Source organism: Streptomyces sp. MP131-18 (genome assembly GCF_001984575.1).
Taxonomy (GTDB): Bacteria; Actinomycetota; Actinomycetes; order Streptomycetales; family Streptomycetaceae; genus Streptomyces; species Streptomyces johnsoniae.
In genome coordinates, this window is the sequence record NZ_LZNS01000001.1 from 3,938,100 (window position 1) to 3,955,950 (window position 17,851).

General features: G+C 70.3%; 15 protein-coding genes. 7 read left to right on the forward strand and 8 right to left on the reverse strand.

Annotated features, from left to right (window positions below; all coding sequences use genetic code 11):
• Positions 1-3 precede the first annotated feature (3 nt).
• Positions 4-2,289, reverse strand: coding sequence for a DUF6049 family protein (locus tag STBA_RS17620; RefSeq protein ID WP_077060162.1), 2,286 nt, complete (start codon positions 2,287-2,289; stop codon positions 4-6).
• Between the two features lie 128 nt (positions 2,290-2,417).
• On the opposite strand from STBA_RS17620, the gene STBA_RS17625 reads away from it, so the two are divergent.
• Positions 2,418-3,899, forward strand: coding sequence for a CCA tRNA nucleotidyltransferase (locus tag STBA_RS17625; protein ID WP_077060163.1), 1,482 nt, complete (start codon positions 2,418-2,420; stop codon positions 3,897-3,899).
• A gap of 21 nt (positions 3,900-3,920) precedes the next feature.
• Here the strand turns inward: STBA_RS17625 and STBA_RS17630 are convergent, their stop codons facing one another.
• The 3 genes from STBA_RS17630 to STBA_RS17640 are packed head-to-tail and all read right to left on the reverse strand — an operon-like array spanning position 3,921 to position 9,489.
• The gene (locus tag STBA_RS17630; RefSeq protein ID WP_253194805.1) at positions 3,921-5,258 is read right to left on the reverse strand and encodes an MFS transporter; all 1,338 of its coding nucleotides are present in this window, start codon (positions 5,256-5,258) and stop codon (positions 3,921-3,923) included.
• A complete protein-coding gene (locus STBA_RS17635; RefSeq protein ID WP_079251990.1) occupies positions 5,248-6,762 on the reverse strand; it encodes a glycosyltransferase 87 family protein in 1,515 nt (504 codons plus the stop codon). The genes STBA_RS17630 and STBA_RS17635 overlap by 11 nt, the downstream gene beginning before the upstream one ends.
• Positions 6,763-6,807: 45 nt before the next feature.
• The gene (locus STBA_RS17640) at positions 6,808-9,489 is read right to left on the reverse strand and encodes a transglycosylase domain-containing protein (RefSeq protein WP_077060165.1); all 2,682 of its coding nucleotides are present in this window, start codon (positions 9,487-9,489) and stop codon (positions 6,808-6,810) included.
• A 399-nt stretch (positions 9,490-9,888) separates the two neighbouring features.
• Between STBA_RS17640 and STBA_RS17645 the strand changes: the two genes are divergently transcribed.
• Together STBA_RS17645 and STBA_RS17650 are read left to right on the forward strand one after the other, a co-directional pair.
• Positions 9,889-10,545 (forward strand): PadR family transcriptional regulator, encoded by a 657-nt coding sequence (locus tag STBA_RS17645; protein WP_077060166.1) that lies wholly within the window; start codon positions 9,889-9,891, stop codon positions 10,543-10,545.
• A 52-nt stretch (positions 10,546-10,597) separates the two neighbouring features.
• The gene (locus tag STBA_RS17650; protein WP_077060167.1) at positions 10,598-11,680 is read left to right on the forward strand and encodes an inositol-3-phosphate synthase; all 1,083 of its coding nucleotides are present in this window, start codon (positions 10,598-10,600) and stop codon (positions 11,678-11,680) included.
• Between the two features lie 128 nt (positions 11,681-11,808).
• Here STBA_RS17650 and STBA_RS17655 read toward each other — a convergent pair whose 3' ends face one another.
• From STBA_RS17655 to STBA_RS17665, 3 genes are all read right to left on the reverse strand, one after another.
• Complete coding sequence (locus STBA_RS17655; RefSeq protein WP_077060168.1) at positions 11,809-12,840, reverse strand: alanine racemase; 1,032 nt, start codon at positions 12,838-12,840, stop codon at positions 11,809-11,811.
• A gap of 39 nt (positions 12,841-12,879) precedes the next feature.
• Positions 12,880-13,998: a peptidoglycan bridge formation glycyltransferase FemA/FemB family protein gene (locus STBA_RS17660; protein WP_077060169.1), complete on the reverse strand. Its 1,119-nt coding sequence runs from the start codon at positions 13,996-13,998 to the stop codon at positions 12,880-12,882.
• 101 nt (positions 13,999-14,099) lie between these two features.
• Complete coding sequence (locus tag STBA_RS17665) at positions 14,100-14,405, reverse strand: hypothetical protein (RefSeq protein WP_077060170.1); 306 nt, start codon at positions 14,403-14,405, stop codon at positions 14,100-14,102.
• A gap of 268 nt (positions 14,406-14,673) precedes the next feature.
• Here STBA_RS17665 and rpsF point away from each other — a divergent pair, with 268 nt between their 5' ends.
• The 4 genes from rpsF to rplI all read left to right on the forward strand — a co-directional run bounded on the left by rpsF (position 14,674) and on the right by rplI (position 16,390).
• Positions 14,674-14,964, forward strand: coding sequence for a 30S ribosomal protein S6 (gene rpsF / locus STBA_RS17670; protein ID WP_077060171.1), 291 nt, complete (start codon positions 14,674-14,676; stop codon positions 14,962-14,964).
• 82 nt (positions 14,965-15,046) lie between these two features.
• Positions 15,047-15,619: a single-stranded DNA-binding protein gene (locus STBA_RS17675; RefSeq protein WP_077060172.1), complete on the forward strand. Its 573-nt coding sequence runs from the start codon at positions 15,047-15,049 to the stop codon at positions 15,617-15,619.
• 64 nt (positions 15,620-15,683) lie between these two features.
• Positions 15,684-15,920, forward strand: a complete 237-nt coding sequence (rpsR, locus tag STBA_RS17680) for a 30S ribosomal protein S18 (RefSeq protein ID WP_003978893.1) — start codon at positions 15,684-15,686, stop codon at positions 15,918-15,920.
• 20 nt (positions 15,921-15,940) lie between these two features.
• On the forward strand, positions 15,941-16,390 hold the full coding sequence (rplI, locus tag STBA_RS17685; RefSeq protein WP_077060173.1) for a 50S ribosomal protein L9: 450 nt from the start codon (positions 15,941-15,943) through the stop codon (positions 16,388-16,390).
• Positions 16,391-16,447: 57 nt separating this feature from the next.
• On the opposite strand, the gene STBA_RS17690 is transcribed toward rplI, so the two are convergent.
• Positions 16,448-17,815, reverse strand: coding sequence for an MATE family efflux transporter (locus tag STBA_RS17690; protein WP_077060174.1), 1,368 nt, complete (start codon positions 17,813-17,815; stop codon positions 16,448-16,450).
• Between the last annotated feature and the right edge of the window lie 36 nt (positions 17,816-17,851).

Genomic DNA, 17,851 nt, shown 5'->3' on the forward strand with positions numbered 1-17,851 from the left:
AGCTCACTCGTCGGAGTCCAGCCTCTCACCCCGGGCACGGCCTCCGGTGGTGTCGGCGCTGGTGTCGGCGCCGGTCTCACCCGTGGAACTCTCACCCTCCGCTCCTACCCCGGCGGGCTCCCGCGCAGCGCGCTTGCGCTGCGTGTACATCCGGATTCCGGCCAGCACCACGAGCAGCAGCCCGCCGGCAATCACCATCATGACGTTCGAGGTGATGGACGTGACGCTCGCCTGGAACTGGATGGGGTCCCCGTAGGGCTTGTTGTCGGGCGTGTAGAGCTGGGCTTCCAGGAACGTCCTGCCGTTGGCGCGGGCCGTCGCGGAGAACTTGACCGACTGGCTGTGCCCGCCGCTGACGACGATCTCCTGCTCCTCACCGACCTCGAGCCCCAGTGTCCTGCTCGACGTCAGCCGCAACTCCAGGTTGTGCACGTCCTGCACCAGGTTGTTCTGCACGGTGACCGGAATCGTCGCGCTGCGCCCGGAGAGGGTGACGGGGGACTTCGGGATCAGATGCACTCGTTCGGTGAGACCGGTCAGACCGTCCTGCACGGTCTCCCGGTACGCGGCGGCGTCGTCCTCGTTGCCCCGCCAGGACGTCGACATCTCGCGGCGTATCGCGTTCCCGAACGGGGTCGCGACGCGGTCGTCACGCGTCAGGATGACCTGGAAGTCCTCCAGCGTGCGCTGCGTCTCGCGCATCGCCTGGAACGCGCTGGTGGGCAGCTCCTGTTCGCGCAGCTCCTGCGGGTAGTCCGCCGCGGGTGGCACTTCCTGATTGGCGGCCGGGTCGGGGGTGGCCTGCGCGGCCTGTGTGAGATCCGTGAAGTGGACCCAGTCCGCGGAGTCCCGCAGCGCGAGGAGCGCATCGGCCATCGCCTGGGCCTGTGCCGCGGTCGGCATGCGCTGCGGTGCCAGCACCACGCTGCGTTCGTTCGCCGGGTCCTGCTGGGTGATCGCCAGCGTCTGGGACAGCAACTGCTGCTCCGCCAGGCGGGCTTCGGCGGTGCCGGTCATGTCGCCCTCGAACAGGGTGGACAGCCTGGCGTCGGCCACGACGGCCGTGGTGCCGCCACCGATGGGCCGTGCGGCGGAAGGCGTGTAGCTCAGGTCTCCGGGACGCAGGCTGTCGCTGCGGGCGATGACGTGGTGTGCCCCGGCCGAGGTGGCCACGGACACGATGGACGGGTCGATGGCTCCTTCCACAGGCCAGGCGAAGTCGGTGCTCGCGTCCACGTCGAGGACGGTCTCCACCGTTACCTCGGCGGTCTCGGTCGCCTTGGCCAGCTGCCCCAGCGCGCCGAGCACGTCCTTCCCCTGGTGGGCGAGCGAGGCCAGGTCGGGGTCGGCGAAGGGGAGCGCGACGACCTCGTTGCCCTGGACGGCCTCCTGGAGCTTCCTGAGCCAGGCCCTGGCCTCCTCCTGCCCGTCCCCGTCGACCAGCCGATCTCCGTCGTAGACCTGGTACGGCTCCGTCATGGCGTCCACCGAGGCCAGCAGGTCGGGGTCGACCACCCACGTCACCGGCAGGTCGGCGCCCAGCGAGACCATCTGGTCCAGCCGGCCGCCGGGGGAGATCTCCCCGAGCAGCGAGTCGTCGCGGAAAGCGGGGGTCTGCTCCTCGTCCGCGCCCGTCTGCGAGGTCAGATGCGTGGTCGAGATCAGCGGCCACAGCACGGAGAGGTCGGTCTGGGCGCCCTCGGAGTCCGCCGCGTCCGGCTGCCAGGGCAGCAGGGTCCGGCCGACGCCGAGCAGGATGTCCCATCGCTCGGTCTCGGTCTGCCCGGTCAGCCCCACGCCCAGCTCGTACACGCCGTCCGCGCCCAGCGAGAGGGCGGAGACGGGGACCTGAAGCGAGAAGGTCGCGGACATGCCCGGCGCGATGGTCGGCAGGTCCTGGCCGTGGCCGGACACTATCGTGCCGGTCGCCGCGTCGTGGCCGGTGCGGGGGACCGCCTCGTCGATGGCGCTGCGACCGGACAGCAGCACGCCGCTCCTGGCGTCGACCGTGCCGTTCACGATGGGGGAGGCCCCGTCGTTGGTGACAGTGCCGCGGATGGTCAGGGTGTCGTCCTCGTCGGGCACCGCGGGGCCGAGATCGGTGATCGAGATGGTCGCCGTGCGGTTGCCGGTGCCGATCTCCTGGACGGGGGCGGAGGGGGCGGCTGTCGCCGACGCGGGGCCGAGCCCGGTCAGCATCGGGAACCCGATGATCACGGCGAGCAGAGAGGAGAGCCGCTGTCGTCGGCGGCGTGCCGCATCACGCCGCCGCTTCCCCGACACTGTCACGCGCCAGCCCCAATCCCTCGTTCGCAACCGGCCCTCATGGTAACGATGATCGGTCTTGCGGAGTGTCCAGGACCGGTGGCCCCCCGGGGGAGCCCGCGGCCCGTCCGGGCCACGTACGCTGTGCTGTTGTGCCGAACGACAGGAATGAAACTCAGCTCCGTCAGGCCGCGCCCGGACTTGGAACGGCGCAGCGGCAGGCCGTGGGCGAGCTGCTGCGGGTCTCCCCCATCGCCGACGATCTGGCGGCGCGCTTCGCCCGCGCCGGGTTCTCACTGGCCCTGGTCGGCGGCTCGGTGCGCGACGCCCTCCTGGGGCGGCTCGGCAACGACCTGGACTTCACCACCGATGCCAGGCCCGAGGACGTCCTGCGTATCGTCCGGCCGTGGGCGGACGCGGTATGGGAGGTCGGCATCGCCTTCGGCACGATCGGCTGCCGCAAGGCCGCGCCGGACGAGGCCGGTGACGAGGGGTACCAGCTGGAGATCACCACCTACCGGTCGGAAGCCTACGACCGCAGCTCCCGCAAGCCGGAGGTCGTTTACGGCGACTCCCTCCAGGAGGATCTGCTGCGCCGGGACTTCACGGTCAACGCCATGGCTGTCGCGCTGCCGCGCAAGGAGTTCATCGACCCGCACAACGGCCTCGCCGACCTCGCGCAGCGGGTGCTGCGCACCCCCGGCACCCCCGAGGACTCCTTTTCCGACGACCCGCTGCGCATGATGCGGGCCGCGCGCTTCGCCGCGCAGCTGGATTTCGCCGTGGCCGAGCCCGTGCTGGCCGCGATGTCGGACATGGCGGACCGGATCGACATCGTTTCCGCGGAGCGGGTCCGGGACGAGCTGAACAAGCTTCTTCTCGGTGACCATCCGCGCAAGGGCATCACGCTGCTGGTCGAGACCGGGCTCGCGGAGCGGGTGCTGCCCGAGGTACCGGCGCTCCGGCTGGAGCGGGACGAGCACCATCGGCACAAGGACGTCTACGAGCACAGCCTGACGGTTCTGGAGCAGGCGATCGATCTGGAGGACGGCGCGCCCGACCTGGTGCTGCGGCTGTCGGCCCTGCTCCATGACATCGGCAAGCCGAAGACGCGCCGCTTCGAGAAGGACGGCCGGGTCTCGTTCCACCACCATGAGGTGGTCGGCGCGAAGATGGTCAAGCAGCGGCTGGCGCGGCTGAAGTATCCGAACGAGATCATCAAGGACGTGGCCCGGCTGGTCGAGCTGCATCTGCGCTTCCACGGCTACGGCACCGGCGAGTGGACCGATTCGGCCGTGCGCCGCTACGTCCGGGACGCGGGGCCGCTGCTGAGCCGGCTGCACAAGCTGACCCGTTCCGACTGCACCACGCGGAACCGGCGCAAGGCGCTGGCGCTCTCCCGGGCCTACGACAGCCTGGAGGAGCGCATCGAGCAGCTCAAGCAGCAGGAGGAGCTGGACGCCATCCGTCCGGACCTCAACGGCAACGACATCATGGAAATCCTCGGCATCGGCCCGGGGCCGGAGATCGGCCGGGCCTACCGCCAACTGCTGGAGCTGCGGATGGAGAACGGACCCATGGAGCACGAGGCCGCGGTCGCCGCGCTCAAGGACTGGTGGACCACCCAGCAATGAGGCATGGGCGGCGGCCGGCTCTCAGCCCGTCGTCGCCCGCACTGTTTCACGTGAAACAAGCGAGCGGCGCAGCCCCTGCACCGCGACCGCCGTCGCGCCGTAGAGCACCGCAACGGTGAGGAGCAGCACGGCCGAGCGTCCGTCCGGGGGCAGCATCAGCGCGGCGACACCGGCGGCGCCCACGAATGCGATGTTGAAGAGCATGTCGTAGAGGGAGAACACCCGGCCGCGGTAGGCATCGTCCACCGAGGACTGCACCACCGTGTCCGTCACGATCTTCGAGCCCTGCGACACCAGCCCGAGCACGAAGGCCGCGATCATCACCGGCACCGGCCGGAACCACAGCCCGAGCGCCGGAACGAGCGCCGCCGCCAGGGCCGCGCACAGCACGAACCAGCCCAGGGTGCCGAGCCGGCCGACCATCCACGGCGAGATCACGGCGGCCACGAAAAAGCCGGCCCCTGATACGGCGACGGCCACACCCAGCCAGGCCATCCCGTCCCCGTCGCCCGTGCCGTCCGACCAGGCGTGGCGGCAGAGCATGAGGACGGTCACGAGCAGAGCCCCGTAGCAGAAGCGCATCATGCCCAGCGCGCCCAGCGTCCACGCGGCCAGCGGCCGGACGGTCAGGTGGCGCAGCCCCGCAGCCAGTCCGCGCGCGGTGCCCGCGACTGCCGCGCCGAAGCGCGGCTGGACCGCGTCGGCCTCCGGGCCCAGTTGGTCCCGGCTCATGCGGAGTGCGGACAGACCGGCCAGCAGGTACAGCACGCCGGCCAGGCCCAGGGCCAGCGCGTCGTCCGCGCCCTGGCTGCCGCCCAGGAACTGCACGACGAAAGCCGCGCCGCCGCCCACCGTGGCGGCGAGCGTCCCGGCCGTGGGGGAGAGGGAGTTGGCGACCACCAGCCGCTCGCGGTCCACGACGCGGGGCAGGCCGGCGGACAGCCCGGCCAGGATGAAGCGGTTGACCGCGGTGACCGAGAGCGCCGAAAGGTAGAACAGCCAGTCCGGCACGTCGGCCACGACCAGGGCACACGTGCCCGCGGCCAGAACGCTGCGCAGGAGGTTTCCATGGAACAGCACCTGGCGGCGGCGCAGCCGGTCCAGGAGCACACCGGCGAAGGGGCCGAGGAGGGAGTACGGGAGCAGCAGGACCGCCATCGCGGCGGCGATGTCCGCGGGAGAGGTCTCCTGCTCCGGCCCGAACACCACGTAGGTGGCCAGGCCGACTTGGAAGACGCCGTCCGTGAACTGCGACAGCAGGCGGACGGTCAGCAGCTTCCGGAAGCCCGGGAAGCGCAGCAGGGCGCGGAGATCAGCGACGGCCGAGGAGCGTTCGGGCCCCTGTCTCTCATGTTTCACGTGAAACGTCATCCGGGGGGATCGGGCGGCCGGAGCCGGGGGTGGGCAGGGTGCGCCCGGTGACGCCCCAGTCGACGAACGCGGTGGGGGCGGGCGGCCGGTCATGGCGGGGACGGAGCGTGAAGACATCCTCGGCACCGTCGAGTACGCCCCCACCGGGGTCGTCGGAGCCATCGCGCCGGATCGGGTCGTTCTCCGGCCTGAGCACATCGCGAACGACCATCGCGCACAGGTAGAGCGTGCCCAAAAGGTGGAGCAGGATGGCGAGTTGGTAGCCGCCGGGGGCGAGCCCCTGCTGATCCTCGCTGTTCAGATAGGCCAGGTACATCCAGATGCCGAGGAAGTACAGCACCTCGCAGCCCTGCCAGATCAGGAAGTCCCGCCAGCGCGGGCGGGCCAGGACGGCCAGCGGGACCAGCCACAGCACGTACTGCGGGGAGTAGACCTTGTTGGTCAGGATGAACAGGGCCACGACGAGGAACGCGAGCTGAGCCAGCCGCGGCCGGCGGGGGGCCGCGAGGGCGAGCGCCGCGATGGCGGCGCAGCCGAGGACGACGAGGCCGGTGGCCAAGGCGTTCACGCCGTCCAGCTCCGTGTCGGTGCGCTGCTTGATGATCAGCCACAGCGAGCCGAAATCGACGGGGCGTTCCTCGCTGAAGGTGTAGAACTTCGCCCAGCCCTCCGGGGCCGGGATCATCACCGGCAGATTGACCGCCAGCCAGGCACCGACGGCTCCCGCGGCCGAGGCGAGGAACGGGCGCCATCGTCCGGCCCGCCAGCACAGTACGAGCAGCGGACCGAGCAGCAGAACCGGATAGAGCTTGGCCGCGGTGGCCAGGCCGAGGAGGATACCGGCGGCGAACGGGCGGCTGCGTGACCACATCAGCAGCGCGGCGCACGTGAGCGCACCGGCCAGCAGGTCCCAGTTGATGGTGGCGGTGAGGGCCAGGGCCGGGGCCATGGCGACCAGCAGCCCGTCCCAGGGCCTGCGGGGGTGGATGCGGGTCACGCAGACGGCGATGACGACGGCGCAGATCATCAGGAGCGCCGCGTTCACCAGCCAGTAGGTCTGTGCCGGGGACGGGTCCGTGGTGCCGCCCGGGGTCAGCCAGTCGGCGATCTGCATGAACAGGCCGGTGAGGACCGGGTATTCGAGGAACTCCATGCCGCCGGACAGCTCGGCGGGGATGGACTCGTAGTAGGGAATGACGCCGTTCGCGAAGCCGCGGCCCTGGTACAGGTGCGGGATGTCGGAGTAGCAGGCGTGGGTGTACTGGTCGGTCGGGCCGCTGAACCAGCCGCTGTCGTAGCAGGGCGCCTTCTGCACCATGCCGAGGGCGAACATTCCGATCATCACCAGGGCGACGATCCGGACCGGCGTCCACCGGCCGCCGGCGGGCACGGCCCGCCGGCCGGCGGGGCCGCCGATCAGCTCGCTGCCGGCGGCGGCCACTTCGTCGTGCCGGGTGGGCCGTACGTCCGCTCGCGGGTTCGGATGCGCCATGTCCTCATCCTGCCGCACGGCCCCACCCCGGGGCGGCAGGGGCAGCTATCCGGCTCTGCCGCCGAACCACGCGCCCCCGTCGTCGGTCTCGCCCGGGTCGGTCGGCTCGTCGGTCGGGTCGTCGGTCGGGTCACCGCCCGGGCCGCCGTCCTGACCACCGTCGTCGCAGGTCGGGTCCCAGTCGTTGCACGGCTCCGTCGGCTCGTCCGACGGCGTCGGGTCCTCCGGCTCGGTCGGCTCCTCCGTCGGCTCCTCGGTCGGCTCGTCCGTCGGCTCCTCGGTCGGTTCCTCGGTCGGTTCCTCGGTCGGATCGTCCGTCGGCGTCGGCGGGGGCGGCGGCTCGACGCCGGTGCCGCGGTGCATCTCGCCGATGTCCGAGGGCTCGGGGAAGTCCTCGACCGGGTGGTCCGCGGTGGCCTCCTGCATGAAGGCCAGCCACACGTCCAGCGGCAGCGAACCACCGTTGATCCGCTCCATGCCCGCGGTGTCGTACATGGACATGAAGCCCATCTGCTCGTCGCCGACCAGCTCCTCCTGGGAGTCGGGCATGCGCCACATACCGATGGCCGTCGACAACTGGGGGGTGTAGCCGACGAACCACGCGCTCTTGTTGTCGTCGGTGGTGCCGGTCTTCGCCGCGACGGGGCGGCCCAGCGCCTGTGCGTCCCGGCCGCTGCCCTCGTCGCCCTCGACGACCTCGGTCAGCACATCCGTGACGTTGTCCGCGACCGCGGAATCGAACGCCTGCTCGGTCTGGGACTCGTGCTCGTAGCTGATGCCGAGCCGGCTGTTCTCCGCGCTGGTCACCGAGTACGGATCGGCCTGCTCACCGCTGGCGGCGAAGGTGGCGTAGGCCGTCGCCATGCGGATCGGTCCGGGCGTCGAGACACCGAGCGCGAACGTCGGCACGGTGTCGTCGGCCTTGCCCAGACTGTCCGGCAGCAGCCCCGCGCTCTCGGCGACATCCCGGACCGTGGCAGGGCCGACGTCCATGCCCAGTTGCACGAACGGCGCGTTGGCCGAGATCTCCATGGCCTCCCGGATGCTCAGGTCGCCCTGCGTCTTGCCCTCGAAGTTGGCCTGGCGCCACTCCTCGTCCTCGCCCGTCTCCGCGTTCTCCACCAGGACCGGCTCGCCGTTGTAATTCATGATCGGCAGCATGTCCTCGCTGCGGTACTCGCTCTCCGGCGAGATCGGCGTGCGTTGGTCCTCGTCCTGTGTGGCGGGGCCCTCCGGGTCCCGCACGCCCTCGCTCATCGCCGCCGCGAGCACGAAGGGCTTGAACGTGGAGCCCACCTGGGCCGCCGGGTTGTCCGCGTTGTTGACGAAGTGCTGGGTGTAGTCCTCGCCGCCGTAGATCGCCACGATGGCGCCGTCGCCGGGGACCACCGCGGCGCCGCCGAACTGGACGTGCCGGTCCTCGTCGCGCTCCTCGGGGTCGATGTGCTCCTCCTGCACCCCCACCACGGCCGCTTCCATCTGGTTCATCATGTCTTCGTCGAACGTGGTGTGGATCTGGAAGCCGCCCTTGTCCAGATCCTCCCTGGTCGTGATGCCCTGGCTGATCAGGTACTGATCCGCCAGGTTCGTCAGGTAGCCGATCTGCCCGGCCTTCTCCATCGCCGGGGTGGGCGGGTCCGGCATCGGGAAGCCCTCCTCGTCGATGGCCTGCCGGTCGGTGGCGCTCAGCTCGCCGACCTCGACCCGCCGGTCGAGCACCCAGGACCAGCGCTCCGTGGCACGCTCGACGTTCTCCTCGTTGCGGTCGTTGACCTCGTCGCCGCCGCCGCCGACGTACGGGTCGTACAGCGCCGGGCCCTTCAGCAGCGAGGTCATGAACGCGGCCTCGCTGTCCGTGAGGTCGATAGCGTCCTTGCCGTAGTACGCCTGGGCGGCGGCCTGGATGCCCAGGGCGCCGCGGCCGAAGTCCGAGGTGTTGAGGTAGCCCTCCAGGATGTCGTCCTTGGAGACCTCGGCGCCCACCTTGACCGACAGCAGCAGCTCGCGCGCCTTCCGCTCTATCGTCTGGTCCTGGGTGAGGTACATGTTCTTCACGTACTGCTGGGTGATCGTCGAGCCCGACTGCACGTCGCCGCCGCGGGCCATGTTGAGCATGGCGCGGCCGATGCCCATGAGGTCGATGCCGGGATCGGAATAGAAGCTGGCGTTCTCCGCGGAGATCACCGAGTCCTGCATGGCCTCGGGGATATCGCTCAGGTCCAGATTCTGCCGGTTCACATTGCTCTCGCCGGAGACCACCATCCGCTCGCCGCTGGCCCAGTAGTAGACGTTGGTCTCCTGGGTGGCGACGTCATTCGGGTCAGGGATCTCGGTCATCGCGTACGCGATGCCGACCAGCCCCATCATCAGGCCCATGAAGGCCACGCACGAGCCGAGCACCTGCTTCCACGACGGCACCCAGCGCCGCAGGCCGCGGTAGCCCGAGCGCGGGTAGTCGATGAAGCGCTTCTTCGACGGGGCTTCCCCGCGCCGCCGCGCGGCCCTGGTCGTGCCTTCGGCCGAACTGGCCGCCCGGCGGCGGCCACCGCTGCCGCGCTGTGTGGCGCGGCGGGCCTCGGCACGGCTGCCGTACGGCCGCTCCGGCGTTTCGCCGGTCCGCTGGGCGTCGTCCGCGGGGGGCACGGGCGGCGGGCCGGCCCGCCGCCCGGACGACCCCGCGGCCCGGCGACCGCGGGACTGCGGTGGCTTGCGACGGTGCTCGCTCATGGGACAGCTACTCCTCGGACAGACACAATCGCCTGGTTGGGGCAGGTACTTCAGGTGGCATCCAGTCCCCCGATGTGCGATCCGGCCACGAGTCCGGGCGCACTGCACCTAGAACGATGACGAGGACTGTCATCGCTGGGTTCCCGGCCACGGTGGTCTGCACGGGCTAAAGACTACGCAGCCCCAAAGCGCCATCTTTCTTTGCGTGGCGAACAATTGGGACATAACGCCCTCGACGAAGCGAAGATGTGACCCCCTTCACCGAAGTGCCGCTTGCCCGCTCCGGTCCGCCGTTCTATCGTGTCGATGTATCGAGCTGATACATCGGCTCAATGCATCGCACCAACACTAAGCTCGAAGGGCACGGCACGACGGATGAGAACGGAGGTGACTTCCCGGGTGAGCAGACGCTCAGGCATCCTGGAGTTCGCCGTTCTCGGCCTCCTGCGCGAGTCGCCGATGCACGGGTATGAGCTGCGGAAACGGCTCAACACCTCGCTCGGCGTCTTCCGGGCGTTCAGCTACGGCTCCCTCTACCCCTGCCTCAAGACGCTGGTGCAGCAGGGCTGGCTGGCCGAGGAGCCGGGCCGCAGCCCGGATGACCCGCGCGCCACCGCGCTGTCCAACCGCCGGGCCAAGATCGTCTACAGGCTCACGGCCGACGGCAAGGAACGTTTCGAGGAATTGCTGGGCCAGACCGGCCCGGACGCCTGGGAGGACGAGCACTTCGGCGTTCGTTTCGCCTTCTTCGGCCAGACCTCGCGGGACGTGCGCATGCGCGTCCTGGAGGGCCGCCGCAGCCGGCTGGAGGAGCGTCTGGCCAAGATGCGGGCGTCCATGGCCCGCACCAGGGAGAAGCTGGACGCCTACACCCTCGAACTCCAGCGGCACGGCATGGAATCCGTGGAACGCGAGGTCCGCTGGCTCAACGAGCTCATCGAGAGCGAACGCGAAGGACGGGACCACCGCGACCCCCCGCACCACGGGGACCAGCGGCCGCCGGACGGCGCCCCCGAGCGCCCGAGGCCCGGCCCGCCCGACGACACCACCACCTAACACCCCCGCGACGAAGCGGGGTCACGTCGAGAACACACAGGGAGCAACCGGAATGGGTTCGGTTCGCGTAGCCATCGCCGGCGTGGGTAACTGCGCCGCATCGCTGGTACAGGGCGTCGAGTACTACAAGGACGCCGCCCCGGACACCCGGGTCCCGGGTCTGATGCACGTCCAGTTCGGTGATTACCACATCTCCGACATCGAGTTCGTCGCCGCCTTCGACGTCGACGCGAAGAAGGTCGGCATCGACCTCACCGACGCCATCGGCGCCAGCGAGAACAACACCATCAAGATCTGCGACGTGCCCCCGACCGGCGTGACCGTCCAGCGCGGCGAGACGCACGACGGCCTCGGCAAGTACTACCGCGAGACCATCGTCGAGTCCGACGAGGAGCCCGTCGACGTCGTCCAGGTCCTCAGGGACACCAGGGCCGACGTCCTCGTCTGCTACATGCCCGTCGGCTCCGAGGACGCCGCCAAGTTCTACGCGCAGTGCGCGATCGACGCCAAGGTCGCCTTCGTCAACGCCCTGCCGGTCTTCATCGCCGGCACCAAGGAATGGGCCGACAAGTTCACCGAGGCGGGTGTCCCGATCGTCGGCGACGACATCAAGTCGCAGGTCGGCGCGACCATCACCCACCGCGTGATGGCCAAGCTGTTCGAGGACCGCGGCGTCATCCTCGACCGCACCATGCAGCTGAACGTCGGCGGCAACATGGACTTCAAGAACATGCTGGAGCGCGACCGGCTGGAGTCCAAGAAGATCTCCAAGACCCAGGCCGTCACCTCCCAGATCCCCCACCGGGAGCTCGGCGAGAAGAATGTGCACATCGGCCCCTCCGACTACGTCGCCTGGCTCGACGACCGCAAGTGGGCCTATGTCCGCCTGGAGGGCCGCGCGTTCGGCGACGTTCCGCTGAGCCTCGAGTACAAGCTGGAGGTCTGGGACTCCCCCAACTCCGCGGGTGTGATCATCGACGCGCTCCGCGCCGCAAAGATCGCCAAGGACCGCGGCATCGGCGGCCCGGTGCTCTCCGCCTCCTCCTACTTCATGAAGTCCCCGCCCGTGCAGCACTTCGACGACGTCGCGCGCGACAACGTCGAGAAGTTCATCAGGGGCGAGGGCGACAACTGAGCCAGGACCCCTGCACGTTCAGGGGAACGGTGGCGCCTCCGCGGCGCCCGCACGGAAAAGCGGCAGCCCCGGTCCCATCCCGGGGCTGCCGCCGTCTCGGCTGCGGGCCGCGTCTCGCCGCGGGCCGTTCAGCTGTCCATCAGGCGGTCCACCTGCGTCGTCGTGTGCCGGAGGATCGCCTTGAACTCGTCCCCGACCTTCGGCCCCTTCGACTCCGCCGGCACGAACAGGATCGACACCTGCATGTGCGGCGGCTCCGCGAACCACCGCTGCTTCCCGTCCCACACGAACGGCGACAGGTTCCGGTTCACGGTGGCCAGGCTCGCCCGCGCCATCCCTTTCGCCCGCGACGTCATCCCGTGCAGCGCCTTCGGTGCCTCAAGGCCCACGCCGTGCGACGTCCCGCCGGCCACCACCGCGAGCCAGCCGTCCCCCGGCGCCTTCTGCTGCCGGTAGCCGAACCGGTCGCCCTTCCCCACCGGCGTCACGTCCAGCACCGCACCCCGGTACTCCGTCGCCCCGTGGTCACCGAGCCACAGCCGGGTGCCGATCCGCGCCTTGAACGTCGTCTGCGGGAACTGCTGCCGCAGCCGCAGAAGTTGCTCCGAGGTCAGGTGGCTCACGTACATCCTGTCCAGCGGCAGCCGCGCCGCGCGCAGCCGGTCCATCCACCCGATGACCTCCTCCACCGCGTCCGTCCCGTCCGTGCGGTCGAGCGGCAGGTGGATCGCGAAGCCCTCGAGCCGCACGTCGTCGAGCGCCGCCTGGAGCTTCCCCAGGTCCGAGGGCGACACCCCGTGCCGCCGCATCGAGCTCATCACCTCCACGACCACGCGCGACCCCACCAGGCCGTACACCCCGTCGACCGAGGACGCCGAACGGATCACCCGGTCCGGCAGGGGCACCGGCTCCTCGCTCCGCCGGTACGGGGTCAGCACCAGGATGTCGCCGCTGAAGCGGTCCTTCATCCCCTCGGCCTCGTAGGTGGTCCCCACCGCGATCGTGTCGAGGCCGAGCAGCGACACTTCGTCCGCGAGCCGGTCGTGCCCGAATCCGTACCCATTGCCCTTGCACACGGGCACAAGACCGGGAAAGTCAGCCACAATCGACCGCTGGTGCGCCCGCCAGCGGTCGGTGTCGACGTAAAGGGTGAGCGCCATGGCCGGTGAGACCCTTTCTCTCGTGAGCCCTGTGGACGGTCAGCGCCGCGACATGTAGATGTCGAGCGCCTTGTGGAGGAACTTGTTCAGCGGGAAGTCCCACTCACCGAGATACTCGGCCGCCTCGCCGCCCGTCCCCACCTTGAACTGGATCAGGCCGAAGAGATGGTCGCTGTCCTCCAGCGAGTCACCGATACCCCGCAGGTCGTACACGTCCGCCTGGAGCGCGTACGCGTCCTGCAACATGCGCCACTGCATCGCGTTGGACGGCCGCACCTCGCGCTTGTGATTGGCGGACGCACCGTACGAATACCACACATGGCCGCCCACGATCAGCATGGTCGCGGCGGCCACCGCCTCACCCTCGTGCATGGCGAAGTACAGCCGCATGCGGTCCGGGTCCTCCTCGTTCAGAACCCGCCACATGCGCTGGAAGTACATCAGCGGCCGGGGCCGGAACTTGTCCCGCTCCGCCGTCACTTCGTACAGCTGCTGCCACACCGGCAGCTCGTCGAAGCCGCCCTGCACGACCTGGACGCCGGCCTTCTCGGCCTTCTTGATGTTCCGCCGCCACAGCTGGTTGAAGCCCTTGTGGACCTCGTCGAGCGAACGGCCGCGCAGCGGGATCTGGAACACGTACCGCGGCTGCACGTCGCCGAACCCGGCGCCGCCGTCCTCGCCCTGCTGCCAGCCCATGCGCCGCAGCCGGTCCGCCACCTCGAAGGCACGCGGCTCGATGAACGTCGCCTCGACGTCCCGTAGCCGCTTCACGTCCGGGTTCTGGATGCCGGCCTTCACCGCGGCGGCGTTCCACCGCCGGATCACCACGGGCGGACCCATCTTCACCGAAAACGCGCCCTGCTGCTTGAGGTGCGCAAGCATCGGCTTGAGCCAGTCATCGAGGTTGGGCGCGTACCAGTTGATCACCGGGCCCTCCGGCAGGTACGCCAGGTACCGCTTCAGCCGCGGCAGCTGCCGGTACAGCACCAGGCCCGCGCCCACCTGCTGGCCGGCGCGGTCGAACCAGCCGATCGACTCGGAGCGCCACTCGGCCTTCACATCACCCCACGCCGGCACCTGCATGTGGCTCGCCGAGGGCAGCGAACCGATGTATGCCAGATGCTGCTCGCGACTGATGGTCCTCAGGGTCAGGCTCATACGGGGGGCTCCTCCGGCGTCAATCGCAGGGTCTGGCCGGAAGCCTAACGGCGCGGCCGACGCCACGGGACGCCGCGGTGCCGCCCCGCCCCCCGGCTGCGTCAGCCGAGCCAGCCGCCGAACAGGCCGCCGTGCGCCATGCCCAGATAGAACCCGAGGCCCGCGGCCCCCAGGCCGAGTACCGCGAGGAACCGCTGCCCGGTCGTCGCGGAGATCAGCTGCGCCCACGCGCCGAAGCCGATCCCGGCCAGGCCCACCCAGCTGCTGACCAGGTGCAATCCGGGCAGAACCGACGCCGCGACGGCGACGAGGCCCAGCAGCAGGGCGGCCGTCGCGAACCGGTTCTCCACCGGGTGCGCGCGGCCGTCGGTGTTCAGATAGGTCGTCGGATGCGCCAGATGAGCCATGACGGCACCTCCAGGACTCCAGGACTCATGAACTCCGGAACGCAACGGGTAGCGCGGCGCCGTGCCACCCGTTGCCGCTCGTGTACCCGACTGTCCGGATTGCTACCGTCCCGCCCCGGATTTCAACCGGAAGGCCGGGGGCGGGTACGGTGTACTGTCCGTCCCTTCCGGTCCGCGGCCACGCGGACCGGCCGGAGCGGAACGCATCACGACCCTCCTGCCACGGATCGTCCGTGGCCGCCCGAGTCCAGAGGAGGTGGGTTTTCGCATGCGTCACTACGAGCTGATGGTGATCCTCGACCCCGATCTCGAGGAGCGCGCCGTCGCCCCCCTGATCGAGAGCTTCCTTTCCGTCGTCCGTGAGGGCAACGGGAAGGTGGAGAAGGTCGACACCTGGGGTCGCCGCCGTCTTGCCTACGAGATCAACAAGAAGCCCGAGGGCATCTACTCCGTCATCGACCTCCAGGCCGAGCCGGACGTCGTCAAGGAGCTCGACCGGCAGCTCAACCTGAACGAGTCGGTCGTGCGGACGAAGGTCCTCCGCCCCGCCACCCACTGAGCGCGGGACGCCGAGTAGCACTGTCAGTGCCATAAGTAATCATCGCAGCATCAGCAGTTAACCCGCGCCGAGAGGTACCCCCATGGCAGGCGAGACCGTCATCACGGTCGTCGGCAACCTGGTCGACGATCCCGAGCTGCGCTTCACCCCATCCGGGGCGGCAGTCGCAAAGTTCCGCGTCGCTTCCACGCCGCGGATCTTCGACCGGCAGACCAGCGAGTGGCGGGACGGCGAAAGCCTGTTCCTCACCTGCTCGGTCTGGCGTCAGGCGGCGGAGAACGTCGCGGAGTCGCTCACGAAGGGCACCCGCGTCATCGTGCAGGGCCGCCTCAAGCAGCGGTCGTACGAGGACCGGGAGGGCGTCAAGCGCACGGTCTTCGAGCTGGAGGTCGACGAGGTCGGCGCCAGTCTCCGCAACGCCACGGCCAAGGTCACCAGGACCACGGGCCGCGGCGGCCAGGGCGGCGGCCCCGGTGGTGGCGGCTGGGGCGGCGGCCCCGGCGGCGGTCAGCAGGGCGGTCAGCAGGGCGGCGGCGCACCCGCGGGCGACCCGTGGGCGACCGGTGCCCCGGCAGGCGGCCAGCAGGGCGGCGGCGGTGGCGGCTGGGGCGGCGGTGGTTCCGGCGGTGGCTACTCGGACGAGCCGCCCTTCTAGGCGGCGGGGCGGGGCCGTGCCCCGCCCAGCACCCACTTCTTTTTGACATCACCGGAGAGACACCATGGCGAAGCCGCCCGCGCGCAAGCCGAAGAAGAAGGTTTGCGTGTTCTGCAAGGAGAAGATCTCCTACGTCGACTACAAGGACACCAATCTGCTGCGGAAGTTCATTTCCGACCGTGGCAAGATCCGTGCCCGCCGGGTCACCGGCAACTGCACCCAGCACCAGCGTGACGTCGCCACGGCCGTGAAGAACAGCCGTGAGATGGCGCTGCTGCCCTACACGTCCACCGCTCGCTAGGAAAGGGGGACCGAAGCGTCATGAAGATCATCCTGACCAGTGAGGTCTCCGGTCTGGGCACCGCCGGCGACGTCGTCGAGGTGAAGGACGGGTACGCCCGCAACTACCTGCTGCCCCGCGGGGCGGCGATCCGCTGGACCAAGGGCGGGGAGAAGGACGTCGAGCAGATCCGCCGCGGTCGCAAGATCCGCGAGATCGCCTCGATCGACCAGGCCAACGACGTCAAGGCCCAGCTGGAGGGCGTGACCGTCCGGCTGAAGGTCAGGGCGGGCTCCGGCGGACGCCTCTTCGGCTCCGTCACCCCGGCCGACATCGTCTCCGCGGTCAAGTCGGCGGGCGGCCCCGATGTGGACAAGCGCCGCATCGAGCTGAGCACGCCGATCAAGAGCCTCGGCGCGCACCGGATCTCGGTCCGGCTGCACCCGGAGGTCGTCGCCGGCGTCGGCATCCAGGTGGAAGCCGCCAAGTGAGCACCGCCGCGGCCGGGCCCCGATCCTCGGGGCCCGGCCGCGCGGACGCCGGCCCAGTCAGGCGCGCACCGCGCCGGTGACCACCCAGCGGCCGGTCCTGGCCCGCAGCGCCAGGGTGATCAGCCGGGTACCCATCATCAGCCCCGCGACGGCCCACCACAGGGCGGTGATCCCGCCCCCCGCCACGGGCACCAGCAGCGCGACGGGCGCGAAGACCGCGAGCGTCAGCAGCATCGCCCACGCCAGGTAGGGCCCGTCGCCCGCGCCCATCAGCACGCCGTCGAGCACGAACACGACGCCGGCCACGGGCTGGGTCAGCGCCACCACGAGCAGCACCGGAAGCAGCTGGTCGCGCACGTCCTGATCGCCGGTGAACAGCCGCAGGATCAACGGGCTGGCGGCGGCGACCAGCACCGCGAGCACCACCCCCGCGACCACGCCCCAGCCGACCATGCGCCGACAGGCCGCGCGGGCGCCCGGGGCGTCGTCGGCCCCGAGATGGCGGCCGATGATGGCCTGACCGGCGATGGCGATGGCGTCCAGGGCGAACGCGAGGAGCGTCCACAGGGTCAGCGCGATCTGGTGGGCCGCGATATCGGTGTCGCCGAGGCGTGCGGCGACCGAGGTGGCGATCAGCAGCACGCCGCGCAGGGATACGGTCCGCACCAGCAGCGGTACGCCGGCCCTGGCGTTCGCGCGGATGCCGGTGGCGCTCGGGCGCAGTGTCGCGCCGTGCTTCCGCGCCCCGCGCACGACGACCACGAGGTAGACGGCGGCCATGCCGAACTGGGCGAGCACGGTGCCCCACGCGGAGCCGGCGATGCCCATGTCGAGGCCGTAGATGAACAGGGCGTTGAGCGCGATGTTGGCGGAGAAGCCGCCGATGGCGACGTACAGCGGGGTGCGGGTGTCCTGGAGGCCGCGGAGCACGCCGGTCGCGGCGAGGACGATCAGCATGGCGGGCATGCCGAGCGCGCTGATGCGCAGGTAGGTGACGGCGTGCGGGGCCGCGGACGAGGAGGCGCCGAAGAGGTCGACCAGGGCGGGCGCGGCCGGGAGGAGGAAGGCGACGAGGCCGGCGCCGAGGATGACGGCGAGCCAGATTCCGTCCATGCCCTGGCGGATGGCGGCGGACAGGTCCCGGGCGCCGACGCTGCGGGCCACGGCGGCGGTGGTGGCGTAGGCGAGGAAGACGAAGACGTTGACGGCGGTGGTCAGCAGGGCGGCGGCGACGCCGAGTCCGGCGAGCTGCGGGGTGCCGAGGTGGCCGATCATCGCGCTGTCGGCCATGAGGAACAGCGGCTCGGCGACGAGGGAGCCGAAGGCGGGCAGGGCGAGCCGGAGTATCTCGCGGTCCTGTTGCCTGGCGGCCCGGTTCCGCCGGCTCCGGCCGGGAGGAGCGGCGGTCGGTGACGCTGGGGACATGGTCCGATCCAAACATCCACAGGTAATGGACGCAAG

Coding starts and splice junctions, on each gene's coding strand:
- STBA_RS17635 (WP_079251990.1), bottom strand. CDS start 6,762: ATGGCGCATCCGAACCCGCGAGCGGACGTACGGCCCACCCGGCACGAC.
- STBA_RS17640 (WP_077060165.1), bottom strand. CDS start 9,489: ATGAGCGAGCACCGTCGCAAGCCACCGCAGTCCCGCGGTCGCCGGGCC.
- STBA_RS17650 (WP_077060167.1), top strand. CDS start 10,598: ATGGGTTCGGTTCGCGTAGCCATCGCCGGCGTGGGTAACTGCGCCGCA.
- STBA_RS17655 (WP_077060168.1), bottom strand. CDS start 12,840: ATGGCGCTCACCCTTTACGTCGACACCGACCGCTGGCGGGCGCACCAG.
- STBA_RS17660 (WP_077060169.1), bottom strand. CDS start 13,998: ATGAGCCTGACCCTGAGGACCATCAGTCGCGAGCAGCATCTGGCATAC.
- STBA_RS17665 (WP_077060170.1), bottom strand. CDS start 14,405: ATGGCTCATCTGGCGCATCCGACGACCTATCTGAACACCGACGGCCGC.
- rpsF (WP_077060171.1), top strand. CDS start 14,674: ATGCGTCACTACGAGCTGATGGTGATCCTCGACCCCGATCTCGAGGAG.
- STBA_RS17675 (WP_077060172.1), top strand. CDS start 15,047: ATGGCAGGCGAGACCGTCATCACGGTCGTCGGCAACCTGGTCGACGAT.
- rpsR (WP_003978893.1), top strand. CDS start 15,684: ATGGCGAAGCCGCCCGCGCGCAAGCCGAAGAAGAAGGTTTGCGTGTTC.
- rplI (WP_077060173.1), top strand. CDS start 15,941: ATGAAGATCATCCTGACCAGTGAGGTCTCCGGTCTGGGCACCGCCGGC.
- STBA_RS17690 (WP_077060174.1), bottom strand. CDS start 17,815: ATGTCCCCAGCGTCACCGACCGCCGCTCCTCCCGGCCGGAGCCGGCGG.